This is a genomic window from Pseudomonas sp. P9_2, from assembly GCF_034008255.1.
GTDB lineage: Bacteria > Pseudomonadota > Gammaproteobacteria > Pseudomonadales > Pseudomonadaceae > Aquipseudomonas > Aquipseudomonas synxantha_A.
The window spans coordinates 2,900,780-2,917,466 of the sequence record NZ_CP125376.1 but is presented as its reverse complement, the minus strand read 5'-3'; the positions used below and the strand labels follow the sequence as shown (position 1 = coordinate 2,917,466).

Annotated in this window: 15 protein-coding genes; 8 read left to right on the top strand and 7 right to left on the bottom strand. The window is 60.8% G+C overall.

Features of this window, described 5'->3' with window-relative positions:
* The first annotated feature begins 1 nt into the window (after position 1).
* The gene (locus QMK52_RS13010) at positions 2-1,333 is read left to right on the top strand and encodes a DUF58 domain-containing protein (RefSeq protein ID WP_194439097.1); all 1,332 of its coding nucleotides are present in this window, start codon (positions 2-4) and stop codon (positions 1,331-1,333) included.
* A gap of 9 nt (positions 1,334-1,342) precedes the next feature.
* On the opposite strand, the gene QMK52_RS13005 is transcribed toward QMK52_RS13010, so the two are convergent.
* Together QMK52_RS13005 and QMK52_RS13000 are read right to left on the bottom strand one after the other, a co-directional pair.
* A complete protein-coding gene (locus QMK52_RS13005) occupies positions 1,343-1,702 on the bottom strand; it encodes a PilZ domain-containing protein (RefSeq protein ID WP_005790973.1) in 360 nt (119 codons plus the stop codon).
* A gap of 223 nt (positions 1,703-1,925) precedes the next feature.
* The gene (locus QMK52_RS13000; protein WP_005790974.1) at positions 1,926-2,300 is read right to left on the bottom strand and encodes a tetratricopeptide repeat protein; all 375 of its coding nucleotides are present in this window, start codon (positions 2,298-2,300) and stop codon (positions 1,926-1,928) included.
* A 176-nt stretch (positions 2,301-2,476) separates the two neighbouring features.
* Between QMK52_RS13000 and pyk the strand changes: the two genes are divergently transcribed.
* On the top strand, positions 2,477-3,928 hold the full coding sequence (gene pyk, locus QMK52_RS12995) for a pyruvate kinase (protein WP_005790976.1): 1,452 nt from the start codon (positions 2,477-2,479) through the stop codon (positions 3,926-3,928).
* 160 nt (positions 3,929-4,088) lie between these two features.
* Here the strand turns inward: pyk and QMK52_RS12990 are convergent, their stop codons facing one another.
* The gene (locus QMK52_RS12990; protein ID WP_320404158.1) at positions 4,089-5,021 is read right to left on the bottom strand and encodes an iron-sulfur-binding ferredoxin reductase; all 933 of its coding nucleotides are present in this window, start codon (positions 5,019-5,021) and stop codon (positions 4,089-4,091) included.
* Between the two features lie 217 nt (positions 5,022-5,238).
* Here QMK52_RS12990 and QMK52_RS12985 point away from each other — a divergent pair, with 217 nt between their 5' ends.
* The 5 genes from QMK52_RS12985 to QMK52_RS12965 all read left to right on the top strand — a co-directional run bounded on the left by QMK52_RS12985 (position 5,239) and on the right by QMK52_RS12965 (position 12,259).
* Positions 5,239-6,762: a fumarate hydratase gene (locus QMK52_RS12985; RefSeq protein ID WP_005790979.1), complete on the top strand. Its 1,524-nt coding sequence runs from the start codon at positions 5,239-5,241 to the stop codon at positions 6,760-6,762.
* A gap of 182 nt (positions 6,763-6,944) precedes the next feature.
* Positions 6,945-8,711, top strand: a complete 1,767-nt coding sequence (locus QMK52_RS12980; RefSeq protein ID WP_320404157.1) for an ATP-binding protein — start codon at positions 6,945-6,947, stop codon at positions 8,709-8,711.
* The gene (locus QMK52_RS12975) at positions 8,705-10,030 is read left to right on the top strand and encodes a sigma-54-dependent transcriptional regulator (RefSeq protein WP_078822208.1); all 1,326 of its coding nucleotides are present in this window, start codon (positions 8,705-8,707) and stop codon (positions 10,028-10,030) included. The genes QMK52_RS12980 and QMK52_RS12975 overlap by 7 nt, the downstream gene beginning before the upstream one ends.
* A 214-nt stretch (positions 10,031-10,244) precedes the next feature.
* Positions 10,245-11,564 (top strand): MFS transporter, encoded by a 1,320-nt coding sequence (locus QMK52_RS12970; RefSeq protein ID WP_005790985.1) that lies wholly within the window; start codon positions 10,245-10,247, stop codon positions 11,562-11,564.
* 74 nt (positions 11,565-11,638) lie between these two features.
* Positions 11,639-12,259 (top strand): flavin reductase family protein, encoded by a 621-nt coding sequence (locus tag QMK52_RS12965; protein WP_005790987.1) that lies wholly within the window; start codon positions 11,639-11,641, stop codon positions 12,257-12,259.
* A 98-nt stretch (positions 12,260-12,357) separates the two neighbouring features.
* Here QMK52_RS12965 and QMK52_RS12960 read toward each other — a convergent pair whose 3' ends face one another.
* Together QMK52_RS12960 and QMK52_RS12955 are read right to left on the bottom strand one after the other, a co-directional pair.
* Positions 12,358-12,606 (bottom strand): hypothetical protein, encoded by a 249-nt coding sequence (locus QMK52_RS12960; RefSeq protein WP_005790989.1) that lies wholly within the window; start codon positions 12,604-12,606, stop codon positions 12,358-12,360.
* A 45-nt stretch (positions 12,607-12,651) separates the two neighbouring features.
* Complete coding sequence (locus QMK52_RS12955) at positions 12,652-12,993, bottom strand: antibiotic biosynthesis monooxygenase family protein (protein ID WP_320404156.1); 342 nt, start codon at positions 12,991-12,993, stop codon at positions 12,652-12,654.
* 328 nt (positions 12,994-13,321) lie between these two features.
* Here QMK52_RS12955 and QMK52_RS12950 point away from each other — a divergent pair, with 328 nt between their 5' ends.
* Positions 13,322-14,251 (top strand): AraC family transcriptional regulator, encoded by a 930-nt coding sequence (locus QMK52_RS12950; RefSeq protein ID WP_032879669.1) that lies wholly within the window; start codon positions 13,322-13,324, stop codon positions 14,249-14,251.
* 123 nt (positions 14,252-14,374) lie between these two features.
* Here QMK52_RS12950 and QMK52_RS12945 read toward each other — a convergent pair whose 3' ends face one another.
* Positions 14,375-15,802, bottom strand: a complete 1,428-nt coding sequence (locus tag QMK52_RS12945) for an ATP-binding protein (protein ID WP_198287294.1) — start codon at positions 15,800-15,802, stop codon at positions 14,375-14,377.
* A gap of 31 nt (positions 15,803-15,833) precedes the next feature.
* The gene (locus tag QMK52_RS12940; protein WP_282443035.1) at positions 15,834-16,610 is read right to left on the bottom strand and encodes a response regulator; all 777 of its coding nucleotides are present in this window, start codon (positions 16,608-16,610) and stop codon (positions 15,834-15,836) included.
* Positions 16,611-16,687: the final 77 nt, after the last annotated feature.

Here is a 16,687-nt window from a genome sequence, read left to right as displayed (position 1 = left end):
CATGAAACCGACCCGTCTGCTCCTGATCTGGCTGGGTGTGCTGCTTGGCCTGAACACCTTGTTGGGCGCTTCGGTCGCGTTGCAGCTCAAGGTACCTGAAACCTTGCATTCAGTGGCCTGGGGCCTGCTCCTGGCTTTGCTGCTGCTGGCGCTGCTGGATGCCGCACGCTTGCACCGTCGCCCCACGGCCCGCGTCCACAGGAAACTGCCCGGCAGCCTGGCGCTGGGGCGCTGGGAAGAAGTGCGCCTGTGCCTGGAGCACGACTATCCTCAGCCACTGACCGTGCAGGTATTCGATCACGTGCCCGATGGCCTGAGTGTGGATAACCTGCCTCAATCCATTGAATTGCGCCCTGGCGAGCGCGGCGAGTTGGGCTATCGCGTTCGTCCCTTGCGACGCGGGCATTTCAGCTTCAGCCGCTGCGAACTTTGGCTGCCCAGCCCATTGGGGCTGTGGTCGGCACGGCGATGCATCGAAACCCACGACGCCACCCGGGTCTACCCGGATTTCGCCCGCTTGTACGGCGCGCAGTTGCTGGGTGTGGATAACTGGCTTAGCCAGTTGGGCGTGCGCCAACATCAACGCCGGGGTTTAGGCCTGGAGTTTCATCAACTGCGCGAGTTTCGTGAAGGTGACAGCCTGCGCCAGATCGACTGGAAGGCCACCGCCCGCCAACGCACACCGATCGCCCGGGAATACCAGGACGAGCGCGACCAGCAAATTGTATTCATGCTCGATTGCGGCCAGCGCATGCGCAGCCAGGATGCCGAGTTATCTCATTTCGACCACGCCCTCAACGCCTGCCTGCTCTTGAGCTACGTCGCGCTGCGACAGGGCGACGCCGTGGGGTTGTGCACCTTTGCCAGCGACCAACCGCGTTACCTGAAGCCGGTCAAGGGCAGTGGCCAGTTGAACACTTTGCTCAATGCTGTCTACGATCTGGAGGCCACCCGAAACACCGCCGACTATGAGGCTGCCGCCCATCAATTGCTGGCACGCCAAAAACGCCGGGCACTGGTGATCATCGTCACAAACCTGCGGGATGAGGATGATGAAGCGCTGATGAGCGCCGTCAAACGAATCGGTAGGCGACACCGCGTACTGGTAGCCAGCCTGCGAGAGGAAATCCTCGATCAACTGCGCCAGGCCCCTGTGCAAACATTGCCCGAAGCACTGGCCTACAGTGGCACCGTCGATTACCTCAACAGTCGAAACCAGCTCCATGATCGCTTGAGCGCTCATGGGCTTTCAGTATTGGACACGTTGCCTTCAGAAATGGGCGCCACGCTGGTGACGCGCTACCTGGGATGGAAAAAAGCCGGGGTTTTCTAACTGCTGTGTTCAGACGGAGGCCTGTTGAGGGTCAAAGCTGAAGTACTGCAACAGGGCATCAATCAATTGCCCGTACTCTTCGGGTGCATTCTGCACCCGGAACCCGGAGTCATAGTGCTGAGGATTGACATCCTCATGACTCCATAAACAGGTCGCAGTGAGATCAATCGTCTGAAATTCGCCTTGTGCCGTTGGTACTTTCAGGCACAGCTCAAAATCCACATTGATCATCATGGGTAATTGGCTGATCAACATCAGCCCGTTTTCAGACACATTGCCCAAAAAACCGATTGGTTTGTCGGTGATACGGTTGAACACCTGCAAAAAATAAGGCAATTGATGCCGTTCGATCCGTCGCGCAGTAAACATGATGAAAGTCGCCATCCAATAGCCAAGAGTCTGACTGTGCCAGTGATTCGGAACGAGCAACCGCTCGCTCTCCCTGGATCCCGGTTTGACAACAGGTACCGCTCTTCACCAGACGGCTGCCGAACCCGGGCCTTGCATCCGTTCAAATGGAAACCTATACAAACAGACCTCCAAAGAATAGCCCAAGACTGGCGACGGGCCAGCTATGAAATGACAAATATCATTACAAAGACGCGGGCCGTGGTTTTACAGCGCTCCCGCCTTGGTAATGCCCCAGCTGCTGCAAGGTATCGAGCCGGGCGCGAGCGCGGTAGGCGTACTCGCTCGACGGGTATTGACTGATGATGAACTGATAGGTTTGTGCGGCATCGACAAACAGTTTCTGCCGCTCCAGGCACTGCCCGCGCAACATCGAAACCTCCGGTTGCACATAGCGACGGGTACGGCTTTCGCGATCGACCTGGGACAACTCCAGGGTGACACGTGCGCAGTCGCCCACCCCATAGGCACGGTAGGCGTTGTTCAAATGGTGGTCCATCGACCAGCGGGTACAGCCGACAACACTGACGGCCAGGGCAGCAACAAGCAAAATTCGCATGGGGGTTCTCCTGTCTTGTGCAGTGTATCGACCCCCGGGCGAAAATCTTCAAGGCTGTTTACCCATCCAACTGCAGCAAAAACAAAGGCAATCGTCGATAAGTAGTGCAAACGAACAATGACTACAACGAAAGAGCATAGTAGCCTTCCCCAGCGCTTGAACTCAGGAGTCTGTGCATGTCCGTCCGTCGTACCAAAATCGTCGCCACCCTTGGCCCGGCCAGCAACTCGCCGGAAGTCCTCGAACAGCTGATTCTGGCTGGTTTGGACGTCGCCCGTCTGAACTTCTCCCACGGCACCCCGGACGAGCACAAGGCTCGCGCCAAGCTGGTGCGTGACCTGGCCGCCAAGCATGGCCGCTTCGTCGCATTGCTGGGTGACCTGCAAGGCCCGAAAATCCGTATCGCCAAATTCGCCAACAAGCGGATCGAGCTGAAGATCGGTGACAAGTTCACCTTCTCCACCAGCCACCCGCTGACCGAAGGCACCCAGGACGTTGTCGGTATCGACTACCCCGACCTGGTCAAGGATTGCGGCGTCGGTGACGAACTGCTGCTGGACGACGGTCGCGTAGTCATGCGCGTCGACACTGCGACCCCGACCGAGCTGCACTGCACCGTGATCATCGGCGGCCCGCTGTCCGACCATAAAGGCATCAACCGCCGCGGTGGCGGCCTGACAGCACCGGCCCTGACTGAAAAAGACAAGGCCGACATCAAGCTCGCCGCCGAAATGGAAGTCGACTACCTCGCGGTGTCCTTCCCTCGCGACGCCGCCGACATGGAATACGCCCGTAAACTGCGCGACGAAGCCGGCGGTACCGCCTGGCTGGTAGCGAAGATCGAACGTGCCGAAGCCGTGGCCGACGACGAAACCCTCGACGGTCTGATCAAGGCTTCCGACGCCGTGATGGTTGCCCGTGGCGACCTGGGTGTGGAAATCGGTGACGCCGAGCTGATCGGTATCCAGAAGAAGATCATCCTGCACGCACGCCGCCACAACAAGGCGGTGATCGTCGCGACCCAGATGATGGAGTCGATGATCCAGAACCCGATGCCGACCCGCGCCGAAGTGTCCGACGTGGCCAACGCCGTGCTCGACTACACCGACGCCGTGATGCTCTCGGCTGAAAGTGCCGCCGGCCCGTACCCGCTGGAAGCCGTCCAGGCCATGGCACGCATCTGCGTCGGCGCCGAAAAGCACCCGACCAGCAAGACCTCCAGCCACCGCATCGGCAAGGTCTTCGAAAGCTGCGACCAGAGCATCGCCCTGGCAGCCATGTACACCGCCAACCACTTCCCGGGCGTTAAAGCGATCATCGCCTTGACCGAAAGTGGCTACACGCCGTTGATCATGTCGCGCATTCGCTCCTCGGTGCCGATCTACGCGTTCACCCCGCACCGCGAAGCCCAGGCCCGCGCGGCCATGTTCCGTGGCGTATACACCATCCCGTTCGACCCGGCGTCGCTGGCACCGAACGAAGTCAGCCAGAAGGCTATCGACGAGCTGGTCAAGCGCGGCGTCGTGGAGAAAGGCGACTGGGTCATCCTGACCAAGGGCGACAGCTACCACACCACCGGTGGCACCAATGGCATGAAGATCCTGCATGTGGGCGACCCACAGGTCTGAGTGACAGGCTGAAAAAACAAAAGCCCCGCCATGAGAATGGCGGGGCTTTTTGCATTTCAAATGCCGGCTCAGGTGTTAAACCGTCGGGCCTCATCGGGAGCAAGCCCCCTCCCACAGTTAATCGCGTACACCCGCAAAGCCTGTACTCGACAGTCAGCACTCAACCACGGGGCAGGAACACATCGGCCAGCAGTTGATTACGCGGCAGCCCCGCCAGAAACAAGCGCTTGGAAAAGGCTTCGACGCTGGCAGGATGCCCGCAGACCAGGGCCAGGGTTTGTCGCGAAGCCAGCCGCAGTTGCCCCAATGCCTGGGCCAACTCATCTGCGGTCCATAACTCCACCACAAGGTTCTGATGCTGCGCGGCCAGCGCCGCCAGGGGTTCGGCCAGGTAGTGAGCCTGGGCATCATGGGCCAGGTGAATGACGCGGATGGCACCCTGGTGATCCTGGCGCAGCGCTTCGCGCAATACTCCCCACAACGGACCCAGCCCAGTGCCAGAGGCCAGCAACCACAAGGGCCGGGCTTGCCAGTCAGGGTCGTAGTGCAACGCCCCGCCGCGCAATTCGCCCAGGCGTAACGGCTCACCGACCTTGAAGTGGCGAGCAGCATCACTGAATTCCCCGGGTTGACGGCAATCGATATGAAACTCCAGGTACGGGTCCTGCTGGGGCACGCTCGCCAGGGAATAGGGGCGCGCCACCTGCCCTGCCCACAACACCAGATGCTGCCCGGCGCTGTACCGCAGGCCACGCTCAGGTTGAAGGCGCAGGCGCAGCACCGTCGGACTCAACCAATCGGCACCCTCCACCCGCGCAGGCAGGCCATCACGCAACGGATCAAACGCCTCGACCCTCAGATCAGCGCTGATCCGGCACTGACACGCCAGGCGCCAGCCGTCCTGGCGTTGCGCCGAGCTCAGCGCGTCAGGCTGCTGGTCGTCGACTTCGCCATGGCAACGCACCAGGCACGCATGGCAACTGCCGGCCCGGCAACTGTAGGGCACGGCCACACCTGCCTGATTCAAGGCATCCAGCAGGTTGCTGCCGGTGGTGACCGACCAGTGGCGTTCGCCGACGTACAGTTCAGGCATATCAGGGTCTCAAGCATAAGGAGCGCGCACAGGGAATCATGCCTGCGACAGTTTGACCATAGTCGGGTGTATCGGCCACCGTGCCGGGTTATACTGCCGCGCCTTTTTAGCGTCGCGCCTGCACCACTTTGGCGTGCCTTGGAAAGGTGGGCTCAGCCGACCGATGCAGCACTGAGCCCACCTTTATTGAATGTTCCCTTATAGAGGAGCGCGACTCATGACCGTGATCAAGCAAGACGACCTGATTCAGAGCGTTGCCGACGCCCTGCAATTCATTTCCTACTACCACCCCGTTGATTTCATCCAGGCCATGCACGAAGCCTACCTGCGCGAAGAATCGCCGGCGGCCCGTGACTCCATCGCCCAGATCCTGATCAACTCGCGCATGTGCGCCACCGGCCATCGCCCGATCTGCCAGGACACCGGTATCGTCACCGTGTTCGTGCGCGTAGGCATGGATGTGCGCTGGGACGGCGCCACCATGGGCCTGGACGACATGATCAACGAAGGCGTGCGTCGCGCCTACAACCTGCCGGAAAACGTTCTGCGTGCCTCGATCCTCGCCGACCCGGCAGGCGCGCGCAAGAACACCAAGGACAACACCCCTGCGGTGATCCACTACTCCATCGTCCCGGGTAACACCGTGGAAGTGGACGTGGCGGCCAAGGGCGGCGGTTCCGAGAACAAGTCGAAAATGGCCATGCTCAACCCGTCCGACTCGATCGTCGACTGGGTGCTCAAGACCGTTCCGACCATGGGTGCCGGCTGGTGCCCACCAGGTATGCTCGGTATCGGCATCGGCGGCACTGCCGAGAAAGCCGCGGTGATGGCCAAGGAAGTGTTGATGGAATCCATCGACATCCACGAGCTGAAAAAGCGCGGCCCGCAGAACCGTATCGAAGAGATGCGCCTGGAGCTGTTCGAGAAGGTCAACCAACTGGGCATCGGCGCCCAGGGCCTGGGTGGCCTGACCACCGTGCTCGACGTGAAGATCATGGACTACCCGACTCACGCCGCTTCCCTGCCGGTGTGCATGATCCCCAACTGCGCCGCCACCCGTCACGCGCACTTCGTGCTCGACGGTTCGGGCCCGGCGTCGCTGGAAGCGCCATCGCTGGACGCCTACCCGGAAATCGTCTGGGAAGCCGGCCCATCGGCTCGCCGCGTCAACCTCGATACCCTGACCCCGGAAGAAGTGCAGAGCTGGAAGCCGGGCGAAACCGTATTGCTCAACGGCAAGATGCTCACCGGTCGCGACGCGGCGCACAAGCGCATGGTCGAGATGCTGAACAAGGGCGAAACCCTGCCGGTAGACCTCAAGGGCCGCTTTATCTATTACGTCGGCCCGGTTGATCCGGTGCGCGAAGAAGTGGTTGGCCCAGCGGGCCCGACCACCGCGACGCGGATGGACAAGTTCACCCGTCAGATCCTCGAGCAGACCGGCCTGTTGGGCATGATCGGCAAGTCCGAGCGCGGCCCTACCGCTATCGAAGCGATCAAGGACCACAAGGCCGTGTACCTGATGGCCGTGGGTGGCGCCGCTTACCTGGTGGCCCAAGCGATCAAGAAATCCCGCGTGGTGGCGTTCGCCGAGCTGGGCATGGAAGCCATCTACGAGTTCGACGTGAAAGACATGCCGGTCACCGTTGCAGTCGATAGCAAAGGCGAATCGGTACACATCACCGGTCCTGCCATCTGGCAGAAAAAGATCAGTGAGAGCCTGGCGGTGGAAGTGCAGTAAGCACTTTCTCCACAAGCATAAAGGCGACTGCGGCCCATGGCCCAGTCGCCTTTTTTATACCTGAAGCGATTGCCATGGCGAACGCTGTGAAATGTGGGAGCTCCCACACAAGCTCGTTCGCCACAAGATCCAGACAGCTCATGCTATGGTGCTCGCCCCTCACTGTGCCTGTTCATCATCGTATGATCGTGATCCCTCGCCCTCTGCGTCTGACGTTTTACTCGTTGCTGATCATCGCCGGCGCAGTGCTGGCCGCCGCCCTGGCCACCCGCCACGCCGAGCGTCAGGCCCTGGTGGATGAAGCCGCTCGCGCCAATCAACAGCTGGCGCTGTATGCCAACTCGCTGCATACCTTGATCGAACGCTACCGCGCCCTCCCCGCCGTGCTGGCGCTGGATTCGGAAATGATCAGCGCGCTGAAGGGCCCACTCGAAAGTGCCACCCAGGATGTACTCAATCGCAAGCTCGAACGCATCAACGGCGCGGCCCAGTCCTCCACGCTGGAGCTGATGGACCGCACCGGCCTGGCCGTGGCCGCCAGCAACTGGAATTTGCCCAGCAGCTATGTCGGCCACAATTACGCGTTCCGTCCGTATTTCAGCCAGACCTTGAGCCAAGGCACCGGGCGCTTTTACGCGGTGGGGGTGACGACCGGCATTCCGGGGTATTTCCTGTCCAGCGCGGTGGTCGATGAACACGAGCAGTTCCTCGGCGCCATGGTGGTCAAGCTGGAGTTTCCCGAACTGGAACGCGAATGGGCCCAGGGCAATGACTTGCTGCTGGTCAGCGATGCACGCGGCATTGTGTTTATCGCCAACCAGCCGGGCTGGCGTTATCGCAACCTGCGGCCGCTGTCAGAGAGTGACCTGGCTGAACTCAAGGCCACCCGCCAATACGACAAGAAGCAGCTGCAACCCTTGGATACCCAGACCCTGCAGCGCTTCGACGACAACAGCCACCTGATGCGCGTCAACGGCCCGGACGGCAGCGCCAACTACATCTGGGAATCCCTGCCGCTGAAAGCCGAAGGCTGGACCCTGCACCTGCTGCGCAAACCGCAGTTCCCGTTTGAAGACCAACGCAACGCCGGCCTCGCCGCCGCCGGGTCCTGGCTGGCGCTGGTGTTTCTTGTGCTGTTCCTGAGTCAACGCTGGCGCCTGGCTCGCCTTCGCCAACGCAGCCGCGAAGAACTCGAACACTTGGTAGAAGAACGCACCCAGGCCCTGCGCACCGCCCAGGATGGCCTGGTTCAATCAGCCAAACTGGCGGCGCTGGGGCAGATGTCCGCCGCCCTTGCCCATGAGATCAATCAACCGCTGACCACCCAACGGATGCAGCTGGCCACGCTGCGGCTGTTGCTCGACCATGGCCGTGTGGACGACGCCTACAAGGCGCTCACGCCGCTGGATGACATGCTGACGCGCATGGCCGCGCTGACCGGCCACCTCAAGACCTTCGCGCGCAAAAGCCCCAGCGGCCTGCGCGAACGCCTGGATCTGGCCACCGTGGTCGACCAGTCCCTGCACTTGCTCGACGCGCGCCTGCGCGATGAGGCCATCGGCGTGGTGCTGGACCTGGCCCGCCCGGCCTGGGTACGCGGCGACGCGATCCGCCTGGAACAAGTACTGATCAACCTGCTGCGCAACGCCCTGGACGCCATGGCCGACAAGCCGCGCAAACGCCTGGAAATCCGTCTGCACGCCGATCAGCAGCTGTGGCAGTTAAGCGTCAGCGACAGCGGTGGCGGGATTGCCGAAGAACATCTGAACAACGTATTCGACCCGTTCTTCACCACCAAACCGGTGGGTGACGGGCTCGGCTTGGGCCTGGCGGTGTCCTACGCTATCGTGCATGAATTGGGCGGGCGCCTGATCGCCGGCAATCATGGGGACGGCGCAGTCTTTACCCTGACCCTGCCCGTCGCGCTGGAGACACCTGACCTATGTTGAACGCAGTGATTGTGGTGGATGACGAAGCCAGCATTCGCACGGCCGTCGAACAGTGGCTGAGCCTGTCGGGGTTTGACGTTCAGCTGTACAGCCGTGCCGAGGAATGCCTGGCGCACCTGCCGAAGGACTTCCCTGGGGTGATCTTGAGCGATGTGCGTATGCCCGGGCTCAGTGGCCTTGAATTGCTGGCCGAGGTACAGCGGCGCGATGCCGACTTGCCGGTGATTTTGCTCACCGGCCACGGCGACGTGCCAATGGCTGTCGAAGCCATGCGCGACGGCGCCTACGACTTCCTGGAAAAACCCTTCAGCCCGGATGCCCTGCTCAACAGCCTGCGCCGGGCGCTGGACAAGCGCGGCCTGATCCTGGAAAACCGCCGCCTGCACCAACAGGCCGATCACCGTGCACAACTGGAATCCAGCCTGTTGGGGGTGTCCAAGGGCCTGCAAACCCTGCGTCGCCAGGTGCTGGACCTGGCGACACTGCCGGTCAATGTGTTGATCCGTGGCGAGACCGGCAGCGGTAAAGAGCTGGTTGCCCGCTGCCTGCATGACTTCGGCCCACGAGCGAAGAAGCCGTTTGTGGCGCTCAATTGCGCGGCTATCCCCGAACAATTATTTGAAGCCGAGCTGTTCGGCCACGAAAGCGGCGCCTTCACCGGCGCCCAAGGCAAGCGTATCGGCAAGCTGGAGTACGCCCATGGCGGCACCGTGTTCCTCGACGAAATTGAAAGCATGCCCCTGGCGCAACAGGTAAAACTGCTGCGCGTGTTGCAAGAGCAGAAGTTGGAGCGATTGGGTTCCAACCAGAGCATCAATGTCGACCTGCGCATCATCGCCGCTACCAAGCCGGACCTGCTCGAAGAAGCACGCGCCGGGCGTTTTCGCGAGGACCTGGCTTATCGCCTGAACGTCGCACAACTGCGCCTGCCGCCCCTGCGCGAGCGTCGCGAAGACATTCCGTTGTTGTATGAGCATTTCGCCCAAAGCGCTGCCGAGCGTTTGGGCCGCCATCTTGAGCCATTGAGTGGGCCGCAGCTGAGTCGCCTGCTCAGCCATGACTGGCCGGGCAACGTACGTGAACTGGCCAACGTCGCCGAGCGCCAGGTGCTGGGGCTTGGCGAGCCTGAACCTGAAGGTATTGAACCTGGGCAATCGCTGGCCGCGCAGCAGGAGGCTTTCGAGGCGCATTGCCTGAAAGCCGCGCTGACCCGGCATAAAGGCGATATCAAAGCGGTGCTGGCCGAGCTGCAACTGCCGCGACGGACCCTCAATGAAAAGATGCAGCGGCATGGGTTGGTGCGGGAAATGTTCCTCTGATCCTGCTTATGTAGCGATTGTAAGGACGTCTTCGCGAGCAGCCATAAGCGGATTTCCGCTCATCCCCCAAAAATCATCGGCAACTTTCCGCTCAAAAAAACCTCGCGACCCTTCTATTCCGGGCCTTCATCCACTTGGCACAGCTTCTGCTATAGCCCAAGCCAGGCAGTGCTCAAGCACGCTCCATAAAAACAACTAGATGAAGGATCCTTCAATGGATAACTCCAACTCCCTGCCTCTGGGATCGGCGTCTGCGCCGGCAAAAGAACGCACCACTTCCAGCCGCATCAAGTCGATCTTCAGTGGATCGGTCGGCAACATGGTCGAGTGGTACGACTGGTACGTCTACGCCGCCTTCTCGCTGTACTTCGCCAAGACGTTCTTCCCCAAAGGCGACACCACCGCCCAACTGCTCAACACCGCCGCGATCTTCGCCGTGGGCTTCCTGATGCGCCCTATCGGTGGTTGGCTGATGGGCCTGTATGCCGACAAGGTCGGGCGTAAAAAAGCCCTGATGGCCTCGGTCTACCTGATGTGCTTCGGCTCGCTGCTGATTGCCCTGAGCCCTGGCTATGAACTCATCGGTATCGGTGCGCCGATCCTGCTGGTGTTTGCCCGTTTGCTGCAGGGCCTGTCGGTCGGTGGCGAATACGGCACTTCCGCCACTTACCTCAGCGAGATGGCGACCAAGGAACGTCGTGGTTTCTACTCCAGCTTCCAATACGTGACCCTGATCTCCGGCCAACTCATCGCGCTGGCGGTGCTGATCGTGCTGCAACAACTGCTGACTACCGAACAGTTGTACGCCTGGGGCTGGCGTATCCCGTTCGCCATCGGCGCCTTGTGTGCAGTGGTCGCGCTCTATCTGCGTCGTGGCATGGAAGAAACCGAGTCGTTCACCAAGAAGGAAAAGGCCAAGGAAAGCGCAATGCGCACCTTGATGCGCCACCCCAAGGAACTGATGACCGTGGTCGGCCTGACCATGGGCGGCACCCTGGCGTTCTACACCTACACCACCTATATGCAGAAATACCTGGTGAACACGGTCGGCATGAGCATCTCCGACTCCACCACCATTTCGGCAGCCACGCTGTTCCTGTTCATGTGCCTGCAGCCGATCATCGGCGGGCTTTCGGATAAAGTCGGCCGTCGCCCGATCCTGATTGCCTTCGGTGTCCTGGGTACCCTGTTCACCGTGCCGATCCTCACCACCCTGCACACCATCCAGAGCTGGTGGGGCGCGTTCTTCCTGATCATGGCAGCGCTGATCATCGTCAGCGGCTATACCTCGATCAACGCCGTGGTGAAAGCCGAACTGTTCCCCACCGAAATCCGCGCCCTGGGCGTGGGCCTGCCGTATGCGCTGACGGTGTCGATCTTCGGCGGTACCGCTGAATACATCGCTCTGTGGTTCAAGAGCATCGGTATGGAAACTGGCTACTACTGGTACGTGACCGCGTGTATCGCAGTGTCGCTGATGGTCTACGTGACCATGAAAGACACCCGCAAGCACTCGCGGATTACCACGGACTAAAAAATATGGGAGGGGACAATCCCCCTCCCACATTGGATATGATGTGGGCCCCAGAATCGAGAGCAGAACAGGTCATGTCCGACGATATTCACTTCTACGAACCCGCCAATGGCCACGGCCTGCCCCATGACCCGTTCAATGCCATCGTCGGCCCGCGCCCGATTGGCTGGATCTCCTCACACGACAGCGAAGGCCGCCTGAACCTGGCGCCTTACAGTTTCTTCAATGCATTCAACTACATCCCACCGATCATTGGGTTTTCCAGTGTCGGGCGCAAAGACAGCTTGAATAACATTGAGCAGACCGGCGAGTTTGTGTGGAACCTGGCCACTCGCCCGTTGGCCGAGCAGATGAACCAGAGTTGCGCGGCGGTCTCGGCGGATGTGAATGAATTCGAGTTGTCCGGCCTGACGCCGGTGGCTTCGAAAGTCGTCGCTGTACCCCGCGTCGGCGAGAGCCCGGTGTCGTTTGAATGCAAAGTGACGCAGATCATCCAACTGCAACGCGCCGACAAGGAGCTGGTGCCAAGTTGGCTGGTGCTAGGCGAAGTGGTTGCGGTGCATATCGCCAAGTGGTTGCTCAAGGATGGCATCTACGACACCGCAGCCGCCGAGCCGATTTTGCGCGGCGGCGGCCCGGCGGATTACTTCCAGTTGGGGCCGCAAGCGCTGTTCAAAATGCACAGACCTCAATAACCCCTGTAGGAGCGAGCTTGCTCGCGAAGATTGTTAACGATAACGCGGGCACCAGGCTGAACGCGGTGCTCTTGAGTTTTTCGCGAGCAAGCTCGCTCCTACAGTACGGCGGGGGCCCAGCTCAGTTCGCCGTCAGCATTCACATCATTCAACAGATCAAGTTGCTGCATTGCCGCATCGTCAGCGTCAGCAGCCGTCTTGAACTTCTGCCCGTCGAGGATCTTGTGGAACTTGGGGGCGCCCATGCCATCCAGTGCCTTGACGGCGATGGCAGCGCTATAGCCACCCTCTTCTTCACGCACCAAGGCGGAAACGGCTTCGTGGTGGGCAAACTCTTTACGTGCCATATTGCAGGTCCTGGCCAATGGAAAAGTCGGCCATTGTAAACCGGTTCAACCGGCCAGTTGCAGGTACTCGCCGTAGGCGTGTGCGGCGGATGCATCGGTGAAGGTCTGGAAGTCCATGCTGCGGACCACCATGTCGTTCAACAGCTCGGTAAAGATCATCAGGGCCGGTGAGCTGAAGTAGGCACTCATGGCCTCTTCGCTGCTCCAAAAACCTGATACCAGCCATACATCAGTATCGACCTGGGAATGCTGCAACGAAAATTGCAGGCAACCTGGGGCTTGGCGACCCGGTTCGATCAAACTGCTCAAGCGTGCACCGAGTTCGGTGCTGCACCCGCTACGGGCGCGGATAAAGGCCATGTGGCTCGCGGGAATGGGGGTGGACATGTTCGACTCTCCCGTTGAGAAGTGATGCTCGGCAAGCACGGTGAGGGTGTGTTGCCACAGGATCAAAGATAGCGGCCCGACTGAGGATGCCGTTAGTCGATTCCTGCAGGCTTATTGCACAATCCTGCGAGAAACATAGAGAGGACGTTTGGCCCCCGGGATTTATTCCATGCACCGGTCCAGTGTTTCAGGGAGATGACAGGCGGCCTGCTTGCCTGATTCACTACCTATCGCAGGATCAGGCAAGGATCCTGCAGAATCGACGTAACACTTTTTCAAAAGCTGCCGCTAAGCTGAGCCCATCAAAGCAGCGTGTAGAGGACGCCCCATGTCGTCGCCCGAACCAAAGCCCATCCCCGTCGATGCCGAGATGGAGAAACAACGCGCCGAGCTGGCCAGTATCGTGCACCGCCACACCTGGGAAGATGGCTCCTACGGCACGGCGATCACCTCGCTGTATCTGAACCGCCACAACACGCCACGGGATTTCATGCCGGTGCTGGTGGAACCTGCGCTGTGCATCCTCGCCAGCGGCAGCAAGGAAGTGCGCCTGGCCGACGAAATCTTTGCCTACGACCCGCTCAATTATCTGGTGTTCTCGGTCGCCATGCCGGTAGCCGGCAGAATCATCGATGCCACCCCGCAAGACCCCAACCTGTCGGTCCGCATCAATATCGATCCGGCCCAGCTCACCGCGCTGATTGCCGAAGCCGGGCCTATGGGTGTGCCGTCGCGTCCCACCTCTCGCGGCATGTATGTGGACCGCATCGACACCCCGTTGCTCGACGCCGTGCTGCGCCTGGCCCGCCTGCTGGACACGCCCAAAGACATCGCCATGCTCGCGCCGTTGATCAACCGTGAAATTCTCTATCGTTTGCTGCGGGGCCCACAGGGTTATCGCCTGTATGAAATTGCCGTGGCCAACAGCCAGAGCCATCGCGTCAGCCAGGCGATCAAATGGCTGAACGGCAACTACGAACAACCGCTGCGCATCGACGACCTGGCCAAGGAAGTGAACCTGAGCGTCTCGACCTTGCACCATCGCTTCAAGGCGATTACGGCCATGAGCCCGCTGCAGTACCAGAAGCAGCTGCGCTTGCAGGAAGCCCGGCGCTTGATGATTGCCGAAGGACTGGAAGCCTCGGCTGCGGGGTATCGGGTGGGGTATGAAAGCCCGTCGCAATTCAGCCGGGAATACAGCCGGTTGTTTGGGGCGCCGCCGCTGCGCGACCTGGCCCGGTTGCGCCAAAGCATCTGATGTACGCAGAGCAAAATGTGGGAGCTGGCTTGCCTGCGATGGCGGTGTGTCAGTCACTAATGAGTCAACTGAACCACCGCTATCGCAGGCAAGCCAGCTCCCACATTTGAGCTCAGGTGTTTGTTAGTCCAAGGTTCTTGGTAGTTGCAGGGTGACGCGCAGTCCGCCTTCGCGCAGGTTCTGCAAACTCACTTCACCGCCATGGCTATGGGCAATGTTGCGCGCGATCCCCAGCCCCAGGCCATACCCCTGCTGCTGGCCGGCCAGGCGAAAGTGCGGTTCAAATACCTGCTCCAGACGCTGCTCCGGCACACCGGGGCCTTCGTCATCCACATGCAGGACGAACTGCACACCATCATCTTCGATATGCAGATGTGCGTTCTGCCCGTACTTCAAGGCGTTGTCGATCAGGTTGCCGATGCAACGCTTGAGCGCCAGCGGCTTGCCCGGGTAGGCCGCCAGGGCCGCGCCATCAAGGGTTACCCGCCCATTGCCGTTGGGTGCCAGGTACGGTTCCACCAGGCATTCGAGTACGTGGTTGAGGTCCACCGGCTGGATGTTTTCGTGGATGTCGGTGTCTTTCACGCATTGCAGCGCGCCTTTGACCAGCAGTTCCAGCTCATCCAGGTCGCGGCCGAATTTGGTTTGCAGGTTCTCGTCTTCGAGCAATTCCACACGCAACCGCAGGCGGGTAATCGGGGTGCGCAAGTCGTGGGAAATTGCGCTGAACAACTGGCTGCGTTCGGTCAGGTAACGGCTGATGCGTTCGCGCATTGCGTTGAATGCGCGGCCCACCTCCACCACTTCACTGCCGCCGCCTTCGGCTACCGGTTCTACATCGGCGCCCAGCGACATATCCCGCGCCGCCCGCGCCAGGCGCTTGAGCGGCCGGCTTTGCCAATGCACCAGCAAACCGATAAAGAGCAGCAAAAAACCACTGGTCAGCACGATAAACCACACCTGCTGGGACGGCAGACCCTGTTCTTCAAGGCTGGTGTACGGCTCTGGCAACAGCGAGGCGATGTACAGCCATTCGCCGGGAGCCAGTTGAATCTGGGTGACCAATACCGGTGGGTTAACCGGCTCCAGGGTTAACGCGTAATGAGCCCAGGAGCGTGGCAGTTCGTCGAGCTTGAGGCCGGCATTGAAGATGCGCAGGTCTTCGGCGCTGACGAACTCCACCGAGATATGTACATCGGCGCCCAGGGTTTGGCGTAGCACCTCATCGACCGCCTCCAGCACCGCTTGCTTGCGTGGCGTCTGCGGCAGGATCGCCATATCCAGCGGGCGATCATTGAGGGTCACTACAAAGCGGGTACCGCCCATGCTGCGCAACTGATCAAGGACCAAAGGCCGATAGGCCACCGGCAGCGAACGAAAATAACTCACGCTGGCGGTCATCGAGTGCGCCAGGCTGCGGGCGCTGGTCACCAGGCCCTCAAGCTGGGTGGCGCGCAATTGCGACACCCAGATCACGCTGGACAGCGCCTGGGCGAACAGCACGGCGAGCAAGGTCAGCAGTAACATGCGCCCCAGCAACGAACGTGGCACCGGAAAGCGGCGGCGGCGCTCGGTCAAAGGTTCAGTGGGCATTGCCGGCAACCACGCTGGCTGCCAGTTGATAACCGCTGCCGCGCACGGTGCGGATCAGCCTCGGGGGTTTTTCGGTATCGCGCAGGCGTTGGCGCAGGCGGCTGACCGCCATATCGACGATACGGTCAAGCGGCATCAGGTCACGGCCGCGGGTAGCGTTGCCGATAGTATCGCGGTCGAGGATCTGTTGCGGGTGATCAAGAAACAACTTGAGCAAGGCAAAGTCCGCGCCGGAAAGGATGACCTCTTCGCCATCAACGTGAAACAAGCGGTGGCTGATCATGTCCAGGCGCCATTCATCGAAGACCAGTACATCACCGCCAGTGCTGCGCTCCTGGCCGAATTGGCAACGGCGCAGCAGCGCCTTGATCCGCGCCTGCAACTCGCGAGGGCTGAACGGCTTGCCGATATAGTCGTCAGCGCCCAGTTCCAGGCCGATCACGCGGTCGGCTTCGTCGGAACTGGCGGTGAGCATGATGATCGGTACCTGCGCCTGGCGCGGGTGCTGGCGGATCCAGCGGCACAGACTGAACCCGTCTTCATCCGGCAACATCACATCGAGGATGACCAGGTCGCACGGCGCCTCGTTCATCGCCTGGCGGAACCCCGCACCATCGGCCACGCCACGGACCTGGAAGCCGGCGCGACTGAGGTAGGTTTGCAGCAATTCGCGGATCTCCTGGTCGTCGTCGACGAGGAGAATGGATTTACTGATTACGCTCACGGGGGCCTCCTTGTTGTTATGGGGTGTTCTGTAGGGCCTCATCGGGGGCAAGCCCCCTCCCATATTTGCCTGCATTCCAAAGTTGGAACGGGGTCAAATGTGGGAGCGGGCTTGCTCGC